At 54.9% G+C, this 16,480-nt stretch carries 14 protein-coding genes; 8 read left to right on the top strand and 6 right to left on the bottom strand.

Annotated elements, in window-relative coordinates; genetic code table 11:
* Positions 1-135: 135 nt before the first annotated feature.
* The 5 genes from B6S09_RS16995 to B6S09_RS16975 all read right to left on the bottom strand — a co-directional run bounded on the left by B6S09_RS16995 (position 136) and on the right by B6S09_RS16975 (position 6,159).
* Entirely contained in the window at positions 136-354 is a 219-nt protein-coding gene (locus tag B6S09_RS16995; protein WP_094279686.1) for a DUF2835 domain-containing protein, read from the bottom strand.
* Positions 354-2,960, bottom strand: a complete 2,607-nt coding sequence (gene pepN, locus B6S09_RS16990) for an aminopeptidase N (RefSeq protein ID WP_094279685.1) — start codon at positions 2,958-2,960, stop codon at positions 354-356. Before pepN ends, B6S09_RS16995 begins: the two co-directional genes overlap by 1 nt.
* A gap of 80 nt (positions 2,961-3,040) precedes the next feature.
* Positions 3,041-5,047 (bottom strand): carboxy terminal-processing peptidase, encoded by a 2,007-nt coding sequence (prc, locus tag B6S09_RS16985; protein ID WP_094279684.1) that lies wholly within the window; start codon positions 5,045-5,047, stop codon positions 3,041-3,043.
* 10 nt (positions 5,048-5,057) lie between these two features.
* Positions 5,058-5,603 (bottom strand): RNA chaperone ProQ, encoded by a 546-nt coding sequence (gene proQ / locus B6S09_RS16980; RefSeq protein ID WP_094279683.1) that lies wholly within the window; start codon positions 5,601-5,603, stop codon positions 5,058-5,060.
* Positions 5,604-5,697: 94 nt separating this feature from the next.
* The gene (locus B6S09_RS16975; protein ID WP_094279682.1) at positions 5,698-6,159 is read right to left on the bottom strand and encodes a free L-methionine (R)-S-oxide reductase MsrC; all 462 of its coding nucleotides are present in this window, start codon (positions 6,157-6,159) and stop codon (positions 5,698-5,700) included.
* 73 nt (positions 6,160-6,232) lie between these two features.
* Here B6S09_RS16975 and B6S09_RS16970 point away from each other — a divergent pair, with 73 nt between their 5' ends.
* Positions 6,233-8,020 carry an ABC transporter ATP-binding protein gene (locus B6S09_RS16970; protein WP_094279681.1) on the top strand — a complete coding sequence of 596 codons (1,788 nt, stop codon included), beginning with the start codon at positions 6,233-6,235 and terminating at the stop codon, positions 8,018-8,020.
* Position 8,021: 1 nt separating this feature from the next.
* Here B6S09_RS16970 and B6S09_RS16965 read toward each other — a convergent pair whose 3' ends face one another.
* On the bottom strand, positions 8,022-8,309 hold the full coding sequence (locus B6S09_RS16965; RefSeq protein WP_094279680.1) for a YebG family protein: 288 nt from the start codon (positions 8,307-8,309) through the stop codon (positions 8,022-8,024).
* Between the two features lie 326 nt (positions 8,310-8,635).
* On the opposite strand from B6S09_RS16965, the gene B6S09_RS16960 reads away from it, so the two are divergent.
* From B6S09_RS16960 to B6S09_RS16930, 7 genes are all read left to right on the top strand, one after another.
* Positions 8,636-9,535 carry a DNA replication terminus site-binding protein gene (locus B6S09_RS16960; RefSeq protein WP_094279679.1) on the top strand — a complete coding sequence of 300 codons (900 nt, stop codon included), beginning with the start codon at positions 8,636-8,638 and terminating at the stop codon, positions 9,533-9,535.
* A 64-nt stretch (positions 9,536-9,599) separates the two neighbouring features.
* Complete coding sequence (locus B6S09_RS16955; protein ID WP_094279678.1) at positions 9,600-10,790, top strand: Bcr/CflA family multidrug efflux MFS transporter; 1,191 nt, start codon at positions 9,600-9,602, stop codon at positions 10,788-10,790.
* A gap of 102 nt (positions 10,791-10,892) precedes the next feature.
* On the top strand, positions 10,893-12,083 hold the full coding sequence (locus tag B6S09_RS16950) for an amino acid aminotransferase (protein ID WP_094279677.1): 1,191 nt from the start codon (positions 10,893-10,895) through the stop codon (positions 12,081-12,083).
* A gap of 117 nt (positions 12,084-12,200) precedes the next feature.
* Positions 12,201-13,547, top strand: a complete 1,347-nt coding sequence (locus tag B6S09_RS16945; RefSeq protein ID WP_243832901.1) for a paraquat-inducible protein A — start codon at positions 12,201-12,203, stop codon at positions 13,545-13,547.
* Positions 13,540-15,177 (top strand): intermembrane transport protein PqiB, encoded by a 1,638-nt coding sequence (pqiB, locus tag B6S09_RS16940; protein WP_094279675.1) that lies wholly within the window; start codon positions 13,540-13,542, stop codon positions 15,175-15,177. The genes B6S09_RS16945 and pqiB overlap by 8 nt, the downstream gene beginning before the upstream one ends.
* The gene (locus tag B6S09_RS16935; protein ID WP_094279674.1) at positions 15,177-15,773 is read left to right on the top strand and encodes a PqiC family protein; all 597 of its coding nucleotides are present in this window, start codon (positions 15,177-15,179) and stop codon (positions 15,771-15,773) included. The genes pqiB and B6S09_RS16935 overlap by 1 nt, the downstream gene beginning before the upstream one ends.
* Positions 15,774-15,870: 97 nt before the next feature.
* A complete protein-coding gene (locus B6S09_RS16930) occupies positions 15,871-16,431 on the top strand; it encodes a histidine phosphatase family protein (RefSeq protein ID WP_166670366.1) in 561 nt (186 codons plus the stop codon).
* The last annotated feature ends 49 nt before the right edge of the window (positions 16,432-16,480 follow it).

Below are 16,480 nucleotides of genomic sequence, written 5' to 3'. Positions count from 1 at the left end.
TATATGCAAAATGTTAATGGGGTTTTATGAATTTATATTCCATAAAAAGGAATATTTAAATGATGATGTATTGTGTTGCATGGCAAAACGGCGAAGCCCTTCTTCACCGCCAGCCGCAAATGGATAGTTGTCAGACTATATTCGTTCCAGTTGTTGCAGCGCATTATGATCATTCAGCACCACTTCAAACCGGCCGTTCAGACCGCCATGGCTTACAAAACGGCGTAAATGATGCAGAGGCAGCTGCAAACGCAGCCCCTGCTCGGTCATCACCGTTAATGCCGACACCTGGCCGGCATAGTAGTACTGCAATTCGGCTGCAGAAATAGCCAGCCGAAAGCGTAGCCGTTTCATCAGTCAAGAGCCTTGCTGATTTTTTCAAACAGATCCCGTGACAAGTCTGGCAGCCCCATCAGTTGTTGTAGCCGCGAGCGTATCAGGCTCTGGCGGGCATCATCGAGCCGGCCGAACTGGATCAGCGGTGTCAGCAGGCGGGAGGCCACCTGAGGGTTGCTGTCATTCAGCTGGATCAGGACCTCGGTCAGCAGATCATAACCGGTGCCATCAAGACGGTGAAACTGCTCGGGATTACCCTGGCAGAAAGCACCGATTAACGCCCTGACCCGGTTAGGGTTGCTCAGGCTGAACGTCGGGTGTTGCATCAGTTCTCGTACCTGAGAGAGGGTGTCAGCACCGGGAGCCGTGGCCTGCAGACGGAACCAATTGTCAAGCACCAGGCCGTCTTCACGCCATTTCTGCTCAAAGTCGCTGAGCATCCGGTGCCGGCAATCCAGCTCGCCACGTACGGCAGCGCGCATGGCGCCCAGGCTGTCGGTCATGTTATCGGCATGATCATATTGAGCTGCGACCCGTTGCTCATCTCCGCTCAGGGCCAGATAGCCGAGTGCAGTATTCTTCAGAGCACGACGGGCCATGTCATGATGATCAATCCGGTACTCCGGCGTCAGATTATCTTCGTAGGTCTGCTGCCAGGCCGGCAGCAGGGAATCAGCCAGCTCCTGTGCCAGCTGATGACGAACCCGGGCCAGCTGCTCGATGTCTGCCTGCTCAAACAGTTCCAGCAGACTATTCACATCGGGCAACGTCAGCATTTCTGCCTTGAGTGCCCTGTCCATGCCAGTATCTTCCAGGGTGCAGCGGAACACATCCAGCAGGCTGCGGGGCAACACCGGTGCCTGGTGTCGCTGCAACAGCGTTATGTTATGGCGAACCGTATTGTTGATCAGCATTTGCACCGCGTCCCAGCGAATAAACTCGTCCAGGCTTACCCGGGCCAGCAATGCCAGTTGCTCATCGGTATAGGGGTAATCCAGCTTTACCGGGGCAGAAAACCCCTGCAACAGAGCCGGTACCGGACGGGACGGCACTTGCTCAAACACAAACGTTTGCTCGCTTTCCAGCACATCCAGCACGGCATTCGCCGGCTTACCGTCAAGCTGAAGAGAAACAGGCTCGCCCTGCTCGGTATACAGTGCCACACTCAGCGGAATATGCAGGGGCAGCTTTTCAGGCTGCTCCCGGGTGGGCGGTGTATGCTGGTGTACGCTCAGGGTATAACACTGGCTCGCGGCATCGTATTCATCACGTACCGTCAGCACCGGCGTGCCCGACTGGCCATACCAGCGCTTAAAGCGGGTCAGATCGCGGCCGCTGGCTTCGCTCATGGCAGCCACAAAATCATCACAGGTGGCAGCCTGACCATCGTGGCGCTGCAGATACAGTGCCAGACCAGCCTGGAACGCCTGCTCCCCGAGCAGGGTATGCAGCATGCGAATGACTTCCGAGCCTTTTTCATACACGGTCAGGGTGTAGAAGTTGTTCATCTCAATCACCGCATCGGGGCGGATGGGATGCGCCATGGGGCCGGCATCTTCGGCGAACTGAGGACCGCGCATAATGCGTACATTGCTGATGCGGTTAACGGTACGAGAGCCCAGATCGGAGGAGAACTCCTGATCGCGGAATACCGTCAGGCCTTCTTTCAGGGAAAGCTGAAACCAGTCCCGGCAGGTTACCCGGTTGCCAGTCCAGTTATGGAAATATTCGTGACCGATCACCCGCTCTACATCCAGGTAGTCGTTATCGGTAGCGGTCTGGGTATCGGCCAGCACAAACTTGGCGTTAAACACGTTAAGGCCTTTGTTTTCCATTGCCCCCATGTTGAAAAAGTCCACCGCTACTATCATGTAGATATCGAGGTCATATTCCAGATTGCAGCGCTGCTCGTCCCAGCGCATGGAGGCCTTTAGGCTGTCCATGGCATGGCCGGCACGGTGCAGGTTGCCCTTGTCGACAAAAATTTCCAGAGAAACGTCCCGGCCGCTCTGGGTGGTGTAACTGTCACGCAGTACATCAAAGTCACCGGCTACCAGCGCAAACAGGTAGGCTGGCTTGGGAAAAGGATCCTGCCACTGTACCCAGTGGCGGCCATCATCAAGCACACCCTGCCCGGTACGGTTACCGTTGGACAGCAAATAAGGATAAGCGTTGGCGTCGGCGGTAATACGGGTGCTGAAACGAGCCAGCACATCGGGTCGGTCCAGGTAATAGGTAATGCGCCGGAACCCCTGAGCTTCGCACTGGGTACAGAAGGCCGCTCCGGACTTATACAGACCTTCCAGCGCTGTGTTGGCAGCCGGGTTGATACGATTGCGGATGGTCAGGACAAATTCCTGGGGTACCTGAGGCAGTACCAGGCTTCCCGCCCCTTGCTCAAACTGTGTAGTTTCCAGGCCGTTAATCGATACCGACAGCAGCTCCAGCTGCTCGCCATCCAGCACCAGCGGTTCGTTGTGGTCACCGTTACGGCGTACCCGGCTGATAGCCACGATCTCAGTGGTGCTGTCGTGCAGCTGAATATCCAGATCCAGCGTATCTATCCAGTAATGAGGTGGCTGATAATCGTCGCGATATTGCACCTGAGGTTGACTTTGGCTCATAGTGAATCTCGTAGCAAGTGATGAATGGTAATAATAAGAAGAACGGGGCCGCAGCCGGCCCCGTGTGCAAAAGGGTTATGTCAGCCCAGGATGTCGGCCAGGTCGGCGGTAATACGGGCCGCTTCCTCCAGATAGCTGTCCTTGGGTTCAAAGTCTTTGGGGGCATCGTCCAGACTGTCTACCGGATCCTTTTCGGCCCTGCGCAGACGATCATTCAGCCGGGCCAGGGATTTGGCATCCTGCTCTTCAAGTTCGGCCTTGCGCTCGGCGAGATTGAGAGAAATCGACGTCTTGTCTTTCATTTTCTGATATTCACGAATATCTTCAAATACATAGGCAAATTCGGGGTCCTGCTCAATACGGGCCTGATGGCGCTGACGCAAGGTGGAAAAATGAGGCGTCAGATCCTGCACCTGGCTGAAGTCGAGACTGTCGATATGGTCCCAGGGCAGCGCATTTTTTTCGAGGCTTTCGCCGGTTTCATCGGCATTGATCGCGGTAGGAAACGGAATATCAGGGCTGACGCCGCGATTCTGGGTACTGCCACCGTTAATGCGGTAGAACTTGGCAATGGTGAACTGGACGAAGCCCATAGGGTGTTCATACAGATCATAAATGCGTGACAGACTCCGGTGCTGCTGGACCGTGCCTTTGCCGAAGGTGTTTTCACCCAGAATAATGGCCCGGCCATAGTCTTTCATGGCGGCAGCAAAAATTTCGGATGCCGAAGCGGAATAACGATCGACCAGCACGGCCATGGGGCCGTCGTAACTGATGCGGTCATCATCGTCTCCGTTGACCGAGATCCGGCCCAGGCCGTCGCGGATCTGCACGACCGGACCATTGTCAATAAACAGGCCGGTCAGCGCCGATGCTTCGGTGAGGGCACCGCCCCCGTTGGTACGCAGATCAATCACCAGTCCCTGAATGTTCTGTTCCTGGAGTTTATCTACTTCCCGGGCTACATCCACGCTCAGATTGACGTAGAAGCTGGGAATTTCAATCACGCCAATACGATGATTATCGATCTCCAGCACCTTGCCACTGGCGGCTCTGTCTTCCAGGCGCACGGTATCCCGGGTAAGCTCAATGATTTTAGGGGTATTGGCCACAGCCTGGCCACGCTGGATCTGCAGCCACACTTTAGTACCTTTTGGCCCCTTGATCAGATCTACCACCTCGTCGAGCCGCCAGCCGATCACATCGGTGATTTTCTCGGCCGACTGCCCTACCCCGATAATACGATCATCTGGTTGCAGCTCGCTTGACCTGGCCGCAGGACCGCCGGGTACCAGTGAGCGGATCACGGTGTAGTCGTCTTCCGACTGCAATACCGCGCCGATTCCTTCCAGAGACAAGTTCATCTCGGTTTCAAAACGCTCGGCATTACGCGGGCTGAGATAGCTGGTATGAGGCTCAATGGCCCGGGCGAAGGCATTGGCAAAACTCTGGAAAGCGTCTTCACTCTCGCTTTGTGACAAGCGTTTGATGGCATTGTTGTAACGCTTGGCCAGCGTGGTTTTAATCTCGTCCCAGTCTTTATCGGCCAGGGCCAGACTCAGCGCATCGAATTTAACCCGCTTACGCCACAGTTCGTCCAGCTCCTGCTGGCTGGCTGGCCAGTCGGCATCGGTACGGTCAAACTGATAATGTTCGTTGTCATCAAAGGTCATCGGTGTGTCGAGCAATGAAAGTGCATACGACAACCGCTGATAACGCAGCTTCAGGCTTTCGTTATATATCTCAAAGGCTGCCTCAAGCCGCCCAGCCCGTAACAGATCATCGAAACTGTTACGAACCTGCTCAAAGCGATGTATGTCCTGTCGAGTAAAAATATTACGGCTGTAATCCAGGCTTTCTATGTAACGATCAAAGATTGCCTGGGAAAAACTATCGTCAAGCTTGAATTGCTTGTAATGAGAGCGGGTGAACAGCGCGGTAATCCGCTTGGTTGCGGCCGCATGCTGACTTTCCGGAGCCAGAACAGGAATGGCATCGGCGTCAGTGGCCGGTGCAACCGCCTGTGCCAGCCCGGTGGCCAGCACAGCGGCGGCCACCAGGGAATAACGAATTCCGTGACTGATCAAACCCTACTCCTCAGAGAACTATGTGTTCAAATTTGACGCGAACCGACATGCCGGTTTTCAGTTCCACCTGAACATCGTCCCGGGTCACTTCTTTAATGGTAGCGGGAACCGGTGACTTGCCCAGCAAAACTTTGACATTCTGCTCTACAGTGAGTTTCGCGGGGTCGACCTTTTTCACACGGGGACGGGGCTTTTTGCCGGCGGGCTTTTCCTTGCGCGGGCCAAAGACCTTTTCTTTGCTTTCTTTCAGGGCCTGCCGGGCGTGGTCAATGTGTTCCTGGGTCAGCTCGCCACAGGCATTGCCGTCAAGATCAACACGGCTCATGCCGGCCTTGAGGCCATGCAGGTAACGCCAGCTGGACGTGTACTGACGCAACGCGGTGCGCAGTAACGTCTTGGATACCTTGGGATCGTCCGTCATGCGCTCAGCCAGATCCTGAAAGATACCAATCTTGAGTGGCTTGGCTTCGCCTTCTGCTATAAAGCACAGGGGAAAGCACTCGGCCAGATAAGCAATGACTTCTTTACTATTTTTTAGTTTTTCAGAGTTTTCCATGAATTACCTTGGGGTTTAAAACCAGAGGGCGCACCGCCCGTTGAAACATTGACATTATAATGGGCGCATTAACAAAAGCGACCCCGGCATCTTACTACAGTAATGGCAGTACCGCCTGCACCAGTCCGGCAAGGCCCGCCTCATCTTCGGCATCAAAGCGGTTAAGGATCGGGCTGTCAATATCCAGTACCCCCCAGACATGACCGCTGTCATCCGTTAACGGCAACACAATTTCCGAATTGCTGGCCGCATCACAGGCAATATGCCCGGCAAAGGCATGCACATCTGCTACCCGTTGCACCAGTCCGGTGGCGGCCGCCGTGCCGCATACGCCCTTTCCTCGAGGAATACGCACACAGGCAGGCTTGCCCTGAAACGGACCCAACACCAGTTCACGGCCGTCATCCAGATAAAAGCCGACCCAATTGATGTCTTCCAGTGCCAGATTCAGCAGTGCCGACAAATTCGCCAGTTTGGCAATACGGTCGGGCTCGCCTTCGCACAATGCCAGTGCCTGGGAGATCAGGCTTTGATACAGTGTATGCTTTTCGCTCATGGTGTCAGTGAGTTAACAATTTGGAGTTAACTTACCTGCCCTTTGGAAAAATGAAAACCAAAGATGGTGGTGAATGAATAAAAAAAATCCAAACGACGGTATTTTGCACTGGTCAGGGCTGTTCGACATGATGCGTCGTCACAAGAAGCTGCTGATCAGAGCACACCTGCTGGCCATTGCCGGCACGCTACTGGCCGTGCCCGTCCCCTTGCTGATGCCCTTGCTGGTGGATGAAGTGCTGCTGAACCAGCCCGGTACTCTGATAGCCGGCCTTGATCCCGTGCTGCCCGAGACCTGGCAGACCGGTGTCGGTTACATCACGGCAGTATTGTTTATTACCCTGCTGTTACGTCTGATGGCATTGGTCTTCAATGTTCTGCAGGGACGCCAGTTTGCCCGGGTGGCCAAACATATTACCTTTCAGATCCGTCGCCGGCTGACCCGCCAGCTGCAACGGACTCCCATGCGGGCCTTTGAGTCCGTCGGTGCCGGCAGTGTCAGCTCTCACTACATTACGGATGTGGAAACCCTGGACAAATTTCTGGGTGAGACGCTGAGCAGACTGTTGATCAGTCTGCTCAGTGTGGCGGGAACCGCTGTGGTGTTGTTGCTGCTGAACTGGCAGTTAGGGCTGTTTATTCTGTTGCTGAATCCGGTGGTGGTTTACTTTTCCAGCCGCCTTGGCTCCAGGGTGAAATATCTGAAGCGCAATGAAAACAAAGCATTCGAGCTGTTTCAGCAGGCCCTGGTGGAAACCCTGGATGGTATTCAGGAGATCCGTGCCGCCAATCGGGAGCGTCATTACCTGCTTCGGGTTATCGACAGGGCCAGAGGAGTCCGAGACACTGCCATTGAGTATCACTGGAAAAGTGAAGCCGCCGGCAAGGCCAGTTTTTTGCTGTTTTTATCCGGTGTTGAGCTGTTCCGTGCCGTAGGCATGATCATGGTGCTTTATACCGATCTTACCGTGGGTCAGATTTTTGCGGTATTCAGCTACCTGTGGTTCATGATGGGGCCGGTGCAGGAGTTACTGAATATACAGTATTCCTTTTATGCCGCCGATGCTGCCCGTAAGCGCATTAATAGCATGCTGGAGCTGGGCGGAGAAGAGGAGCCTGCAGGTAAAAAGAACCCTTTTGCCGGCCACACTACCCTGCCAATCGAGGTGAATAACCTCAGCTTTTCCTACGATGGTGAGCGCCGGGTACTGGATAATGTCAGCCTGACCATCGCCGCCGGTGAAAAAGTCGCGTTGGTCGGTGCCAGTGGCGGCGGTAAATCTACCTTTATACAACTGTTGCTCGGGCTCTACCCCGCAGATGCAGGTGAGATCCGGTTTGGCGGTGTCAGCAGCAAGGAGATTGGTTTTTCCACTGTCCGTGAGCACGTGGCGACTGTACTGCAGCAACCCGTACTGTTTAATGACACTGTACGGGCGAACCTGAACCTGGGGGATGACCACGACGATGCCGACATCTGGCAGGCGCTCAGAGTTGCACAACTTGATGATGTAGTGGCCGCAATGGATAAGGGACTGGATACGGAAGTGGGACACCGGGGCGTTCGTTTGTCCGGCGGTCAGCAACAACGGCTGGCGGTGGCCCGTATGATCCTGAAAGATCCTGCCATTGTTATTCTGGACGAAGCCACGTCGGCCCTTGATACAGATACCGAGCAGCGGCTGCATCAGGCCATGTCGGGCTTTCTGAAAGGCCGTACGACCCTGATTGTAGCGCACCGGTTAAGCTCAGTGCGCCAGGCAGACCGGGTGATTGTGTTTGAAGATGGTAACATCAGCCAGTCGGGAACCCATCATGAGTTGCTCGATAAACCCGGCCTGTATCGGACCCTGTACAGTTAACTCAGGCGACAGCCTTTACCGGTTTATCAGCCGCATTGTCACTGTTGATGTCCTCTTTTTTAGCCGTTTTTTTCTTCGGGCCCGTCAGGGCCTGCTGATTTTCTGCCAGGTACAGCGCCAGCGCTTCCCGCTCTGCTTCGTCCAGTGTGACCGGTGCCCCTTCCAGCACGGTTTCTATATGGTCGGCCAGATCCAGCAGACGATCATAGGCATCTGCTTCTTTCTTATTGGTGAAGGTCATTTTTTCAATCCCATTACGCACAACGCGATATTGAACTTCGACAGCCATAGCGGACTCCTTATCTGTATAAACATACAGTAAACAAGCCTGTTTTTAATTGCAAGCCAACCCTTCACCTTTAGCATTTGAACCATGAACTGGCGTGCTCGGGATTCAAGACTAGAATTGGTAAGGAGAGCGCCCGTCGCCGGGCGTTTTCTTAGCGCACGGCTCAGTAAATGAGCCATTCCCCTGAGCCAGGTACACGGATTTCGTACCTGGCTTTTTTTGTGCTGAACGAGAATGTGGCATGGAATGATGATATCTCCGGGTCTTTCACTGGGTCTGCATGTGTATTATTATTAATTCAACACTTGTATGTTGGCATAACTATCATGTTTACTCTTGCCGCTGAACTGCGCCATATCATGGAACAGCTGGAATCTGCACTTGCTAACTTTAGTCAGACATTGCGCCAGCAAGTGGGCTCATCACCGATTGCTGGTTGTTATTGCCTGCCAGAAACACCAACAGGAAAAGAGCACGAACCGCTTGAAAGCATTGTGATTACCCGTCAGCTAAACGGTAAAGAGGCGCTGGAAGCTACACTTGCCGCCTTTTCCCGCTGGCACCTGAAAGCTGACTGCTCTGCCAAAGCCAGTTTCCGACTCCCCGGATTTATAGTGTTGCCAGCTTCAACCCGGGAGGTGATCAGCGGCCGGGTTGAAGCTGTTAACCGGCAGAAGCAGGCATTTCGCGCCCTGGTACAGCAACTGGACGACAAAGACAAAAAGTTCACACTGGTTCACGATACTTTTCCGGGACTGATTACCCTGCAGGTTTACCGGCAGCTTGCCTTGCTGCCTTATGCCGCGTCACGCCTCGGCTTTACCTGGGCAAATAAGCAAATCATTCAGAAAGTGGATAAGAACAAGCTGGTTGAACAGCTGATGCAAAGCCGTCTGAGCCCTCCCCCGCTGGTGAATGAGCATACCTGGCAGCAGTGTATAGACAGGGAAATTTATGATGTAAAGCGCCTGCCAGCCCACACTGAGCTCAGGTTACGGCGGCCGGTGAAAACCCACCCCATGGTCAATGTACGCTGGCAGGAGCCCCTCTCTCCCCGTCAGCAGCAGTTTAAGGCCCATCTGCCGTTGCTATTATGCCAGGACGAATTACCGGCGATCACACCATTATGCAACTACCCTCCTACCAAAGTACGTCAGCGCCGGGCGGCTCGTATTGGCGGTGAGCCCCTGATCCCCCGGCTGCATATTTATCCGTTTGAGCCCTGACATTGCTCCCTGACGGGGTGCTATGATGGCTAAACTGTTTCTCTTGTAACCGTTGGACACCGATATGGCGTTGCCCTTTTCACTATTATTGCTGCTGGCCAGCCTGGCCGGGCTTACGCCGCTGGCCATCGATATGTATCTTCCCAGCCTGCCGACCATAGCTGACGATCTGGGTGTCCCGGTCGCTCAGGCGCAGCTCACCATCAGCATGTTTCTGGCGGGCTTCGCGCTGGGTCAGCTGTTTTATGGCCCTTTGGCAGATGCCATCGGCCGCAAGCCGGTCATGCTGGGTGGCCTGGCATTGTTTACCTTGGCCAGCCTGGGCTGTGCCTTTGCCGACAGTATTGAAACCCTGATGACTTTTCGCCTGCTGCAGGCAATTGGTGGTGCGGCCGGTTCGGTGGTACTCAATGCCCTGCTGCGGGACATGTTTGAACGAGATATGTTTGCCAGAGTCATGTCCATGGTGATCCTTGTAATGACGCTGGCACCGCTGGTCGCGCCCATTATCGGGGGCTACTTGCTGCTTATCGGACACTGGCACAGCATTTTTGTGCTGCTGGCCATCATCGGCGCTCTGGTATCCGTGGCGCTGGCATTGCGTATTCCCGAAACCCTGAAGCCCGAGCACCGGCAGTCGTTCCGTATCTGGCCGGTGTTGCAAAACTACAGCAGAGTACTGCGTCATCGGGCAGCGGTGGGCTACATTGGCTGTGGCGGTTTAACCACCGCAGCCATGTTTGCGTTTATTTCGGGTTCGCCGCTGGTCTATATCGAGCTTTATGGTGTGCCCGCTCAGCACTACGGCCTGCTGTTTGCCCTGAACATTATTCTGATGATGGTGCTGACATTTGCCAACAGCCGGCTGGTCAAGCGTATGGGGAGTGATCGTCTGCTTAAAACCGGGCTGGTACTGGCCGCGTTGGCTGCCGTTGCACTGCTGTTTTGCGGCATTACAGGAATGGGCGGCCTGTGGGGACTGGTACCGGCGGTGATGCTGTTAATTGCACAAATCAGCCTGGTCGGGGCCAACGCCATGGCAGGTCTGCTCAGTCACTTTCCCGAAGCGGCAGGCACCGCTTCAGCGCTGGCCGGCACGGTCCGGTTCGGACTGGGTGCCCTGGCCACCTTTGCAGTCAATGCCAGCCAAGCTGTCTCGGCTCTGCCCATGACCGCCGTTATGAGCCTGTGTGCCTGGCTGGCTCTGGCCAGTTACTGGCTGTTAATCAGGCCCTCCCTCGCAACATCAGCATAAATTCGCTTTTGAAAGCTTTTTTTAATACCAGTGCAAATGATATAACTAACAGGCGCCGCATCGCGGCAACTCTCGCTTTTACAAGAAGGAATTGACAACACTATGTTTGAGAAGGTCACTGCTGCACCGGCCGATCCTATTCTGGGTCTGACCGATGCGTTCCGTAAAGATACCCGTACCCACAAAATCAACCTGGGCGTTGGTATCTATAAAGACGAAGCCGGTCAGACCCCGGTACTGCGCTGTGTCAAAAAGGCCGAGGCCCGCCTGGTGCAAGAGCAAACCACCAAAAACTATCTCAGCATAGAAGGCATTGAAGCCTATGGTCAGGTAGTGCAAAAGCTGCTGTTCGGTGAAGATGCTGCCATCATTGCCAACAAACGCGCCCGCACCGCTCAGGCTCCGGGCGGCACAGGTGCCCTGCGCATTGCCGGTGAGTTTATCGCCCGCCAGCTGGATACCAACACCATCTGGATCTCCAACCCCACCTGGGCCAACCACCGCGCTGTGTTTACTGCCGCCGGCCTGGAGGTGAAGGAATACGGCTACTACAACGCCGATGCCAAAGATCTGGACTTTAATGCCATGCTGTCCAGCCTGGAAGATGCTAAAGCCGGCGACGTGGTGCTGTTCCACGGTTGCTGCCATAACCCCACCGGTATCGATCCTACCGCCGAACAATGGCAACAACTGGCCAAACTGTCTGCCGACAAAGGCTGGCTGCCCATGTTCGACTTCGCCTATCAGGGTTTTGCACAGGGTACTGAAGAAGACGCTTTTGGCCTGCGCGAGTTTGCCAAGCACAACCCTGAGTTGCTGATCGCCAGCTCCTTCTCCAAAAACTTTGGCCTTTATAATGAGCGCGTGGGTGCCTTTACTCTGGTGGCCAACGATGAAGACAGCGCCAATACCAGCTTCAGCCAGGTAAAATCCATTATCCGCGCCAACTACTCCAACCCGCCCTCGCACGGTGCCAATGTCGTGGCCATCATCGCTAACGATCCCGAGCTGTATGCCGACTGGCAGGCCGAGCTGGCAGAAATGCGTGACCGTATTCAGGAAATGCGCACCCTGTTCGTGGAAAAGCTGGCCAGCCGCGGTGTAAACCAGGACTTCAGCTTTATTGCCCGTCAGAATGGTATGTTCTCTTTCTCCGGCCTGTCCAAAGAGCAGGTTGAACGCCTGAAAGACGAGTTTGCCATCTACATTGTGGGCTCGGGCCGCATCAGTGTTGCCGGCATCACCAAAGCCAATATCGACGCTCTCTGCGACGGTATTGCCGCCGTCCTGTAAGGCCGGTATTTCAGCGATTAAGCCCTGCCTCATGCAGGGCTTTTTTATTCCTCTTTATTCCAGCTGAATACCTGTCGTAGTATCAGACGCTATACACTTATACTCTCGGATATGGATTTGACTCAAACGCATCCGCCACACACTACAGTTCACCAACGTCGTTCGGTGTCACGCCGACGCTTCAGGGTCTGCCACGAGTGCGATCTGGTGGTGGCGCTGCCTGCCCTGGCGGCAGGACAAAAAGCTGACTGTCCCCGCTGTGGGCACACGCTGGTGCGCCGCCATGCCAATCCGGCCGAGCGCTCCCTGGCACTGGCTCTGGCTACCCTGATTGCACTGACGTTATCTGTAGTCTTTCCTTTTATCGGCTTTGAGCTCAGTGGCATCGGCAACCGTATTGAACTCACTGACAGCGCGTCTACCCTAATCGGCCTGCATCAGCCCCTGGTGGCAATGTGCGTGCTGCTCACGGTAATTATTCTGCCGTTGATTTATCTGCTGAGTATCAGCTGGCTATGCCTTGGCATGTTGCTTGGGCATCCTTTACCCCGCAGCCGGCAAATAGCCAGAACCCTGCGGCATGTCACTCCCTGGATGATGGCCGATGTGTTTGTGATCGGCACGCTGGTCAGCCTGATCAAAATTGTGGGTATGGCCGAGATCGAGCTGGGGCTGTCATTCTGGACCTTTTGTGCCTTTGCCATGCTGTTACTGCTGACCACCCAATCAGTCGACAAAGACTGGCTGTGGTTTTCGCTGGATCGCAGGGCCATGGCCCCCGCCGGCACCCAGGCCGGCCGCTCGGCCAGTGAGCAAAACCTGTGCGGCTGTGCCACCTGTGGCCTGGTAAATGCCCTTTCCGGCAAACACAAACCTCGTTGCCGGCGGTGCTATGAACCCCTGCACCCCTGGCACGGTATTAACAACCAGGCCACGCTGGCATTGCTGGCGGCTGCCCTTATTATGTACCTGCCGGCCAACCTCTATCCGATTATGGTGACAACATCGCTTGGCAACAGCACACCATCCACCATTATGGGCGGCGTGTTACTCTTTCTTCAGCACGGCGACTGGCCCATTGCCTTTATCATTTTCATGGCCAGTGTGGTGGTGCCGGTCAGCAAGATTCTGGCCCTGCTGTGGTTATGCTATGTCGTTAAGCAGGATCGGAGCGGCCTCAGCCGCATTAACCGCATCCGTCTGTACCGAGTCACCGAATTTGTCGGCCGCTGGTCCATGGTCGATGTTTTCGTCGTCGCCATCCTGGTTGCCCTTATACGCCACGGCAACCTGATGTCCATTGAGCCTGGGCCGGCTTCGCTGGCGTTTGCTGCCGTGGTAGTGCTGACCATGCTGGCTGCCATGCTATTCGATCAACGCAGTATCTGGGCCGGTACCCGAGCGGCACCATCGCCCCAGGAACAAAAAAATTACGATAATGCCAAGGAATCAAACCATGTCTGAACCTTCCCGCGCCGAACGTAAACCCCAACGTTCGCTGTCCCCCATCTGGATAGTGCCACTGGTTGCCATACTGATCGGGATCTGGATGATTTACGACAACTTCAGCAAACTTGGGCCATCTATTACTCTGATCACGGATAATGCCGAAGGCATTGAGGCCGGTAAAACCCTGATCAAGACCCGTAATGTAGAAGTTGGGCGGGTTGAAAAAGTGAACTTGTCAGATAATCTGCAACACGCCGTCATCACTGCCCGAATGAGCCCGCAGGCGGAAGATATGCTCAATGCCGACACCCGTTTCTGGGTAGTCAAACCACGCATTGGCAGGGAAGGTATCAGCGGCCTGAACACGGTGCTTTCCGGCGCCTATATTCAGCTGTTACCGGGCAGTAGTGAAGAAGGCAACCGTCGTTTTGAAATGCTGGATCAACCGCCGGTCGCTCCGCCCGATGCCGCAGGTATTCGTATTAATCTGATAAGCCAGGCAGGCAATGCCATCTCAGCAGGTGACCCGGTCAGCTATCAGGGCTTTACCGTTGGCCGTGTGGAACACAGCGAATTTGATACCGAACAGCGGGAAATGAAGCTTCGCCTTTATATTCAGGCTCCCTATGATTCATTGATCACCACCAACACTCGTTTTTGGAGCAGCGCTGGTGTGGATATGCGCCTTGACTCCCGGGGGATCCGGGTAAAAGTGGGCTCGCTTGAATCACTGGTGGGCGGCGGAATTACCTTTGGTGTGCCCGACAACACGCCCATGGGCAGCAAGGCCAACGCTAACGCCACCTATACGCTGTTCGCCGATGAGGAAAGCGCCAACGAAGGCAGCTTTGAACAATACCTGGAATATGTGCTGCTGGTGGACGATACCGTGCGCGGATTACAGCCTGGTGCACCGGTGGAATACCGCGGTGTCCGTATTGGCACTGTGGTCCGGGTCCCCTGGAATTTCACTGCTCCCCAGCCTAACTCTCTCAATCGTTTCGCCATTCCGGTGCTTATTCGTATCGAGCCACAGCGTTTCGACAATAGTACACAAACCATTGATGTGGATGAGTGGTATGCCCGTATGGAACGCATGTTCGGCCATGGTTTACGTGCCTCACTCAAAGCAGGCAACCTGCTTACCGGAGCCCTTTTCGTGGATCTCAACTTTCATAAGGATGTCCCGCCCTTTACTGCGCTGAGCTTTGTTGACACCCAGGTCTTCCCCACCACCACCGGGGGCTTTGCACAGATTGAGCAAAAGGTATCTAACCTGCTCGACAAGTTTAATAACCTCAAGATAGAGCCGGTTGTGGATAACCTGAACAAAACCCTGGCTGCCACTCAGCAAACCATGGAAAAAGTCAATCACATTGCCGCCTCCGTCGATAAACTGCTGGCCGATCCGGCTACGGGTGAGCTGCCTGCCAGTGTGAACCAGACACTGCGCCAGCTTAATGATGCCCTGGAAGGATTCTCCCCCGACTCCGAAGGGTATAACGAGCTGACCAAAAGTCTCGCTCGTTTCGAAAAACTGATGGCCGATATGCAACCGGTGCTGCGGACCCTGAACGACCAGCCCAACGCACTCATTTTTGACCGTGAACCCACTCAGGATCCTCAACCAAAGGCTGCCAGATAATGCTGATAAACACTTCCTTTTTACGTTTTGCTCCTCTGCTGGCTGGCCTTGTTCTGGCCGGTTGTGCCGGCTCGGACAGCGCCGGTAACCGTACGGCCTATTTACTGCCCGAGACCCCGGCCAGCCAGCAATATGATGCGCACCTGTCGGTCATGGTAGCCCAGGTCACCACCGCTGCATTCCTGGATAATGACAGCATAGTGATGCAGTTGAACCATATTGAGGTACACCAGGCCCGCCATCACCTGTGGGCGGAAGCTCTGCCGGCCCAGCTCCGCCAGTTGCTGATCCACCGCCTCGCCACTGCCATGCCCGGCTCCCAAGTAGTAGCCCGTGGGCAACCACAAGGTCCCGCTCCCGGTCGTGAGGTTCGTATACAGTTGGACCGTTTTCAGGGGCGTTTTGATGGTGTCGCCCTTATCCGCGGTCACTGGCAAATTCTGGACAAACAAAAGACGCTGCTGAAGCAACAGTCCTTTACCGTAGAAACGCCCCTGAATGAAGATGGCTACCCTGAGCTGGTGCGCGCACTGGCCAGTGGCTGGGAACAGGTGGCCGATCAACTGGCACAGGCGCTGGCAGACAGCATCCGGTAAAGCATTATCCCCGACAGGGCAAAGAGCACCATTGACAAGGTGTTTCCCTGGGGTAACGTGAGTATTGGGAATGGATCTGCAGAACAAAGGACATGCTATGCACATCGTGATCATGCGTTTACTGTTATTGTTACTGTTGCCATTACCGGCCGCAGCCAGTACCGACAGCGAAGCATGGCAGGCACTGCAGGAAGGCAAAGCCATGTTGCTGATGCGTCATACTCATGCTCCCGGCTCCGGGGTGTCCAGCGGTGCAGTACTGCACCGCTGTGATACGCAGCGCAACCTCGATGAACAAGGCAGGCAGGAAGCCATCGCCTGGGGCAACCGCCTTAAAGAACATGGCATCAACCAGGCCAGGGTGTTCAGCAGTCAATTTTGCCGGGCCCAGGACACCGCTCGTTTGCTTGATATTGGTAAGGTCAAGCCTGTCCCTGCCCTTAATTCGTTTTTTCTGACCCGTGAACGCCGGTCACTTCAGGCCGAACAGTTGAAACGATTTATTACCGGACTTGAGCCGGGCCGGCCTGTTATCCTTATCAGCCATCAGGTCAACATTTCGGTACTCACCGGACGCTTTCCGGCAGCCGGTGAGGCACTGATCCTGGCTTTCCCTCTGGAAAACCGGCCAAAAGTACTGGCCAGTATCAGACCATAATAGGCTGTGTGAAATGTTTGAAGCCGGTATCGCCTATTTTTGAGCACCA

The sequence above is a fragment of the Oceanimonas baumannii genome, assembly GCF_002245495.1.
Classification (GTDB): Bacteria; Pseudomonadota; Gammaproteobacteria; order Enterobacterales; family Aeromonadaceae; genus Oceanimonas; species Oceanimonas baumannii.
This window is presented reverse-complemented; position numbering and strand designations above follow the sequence as displayed.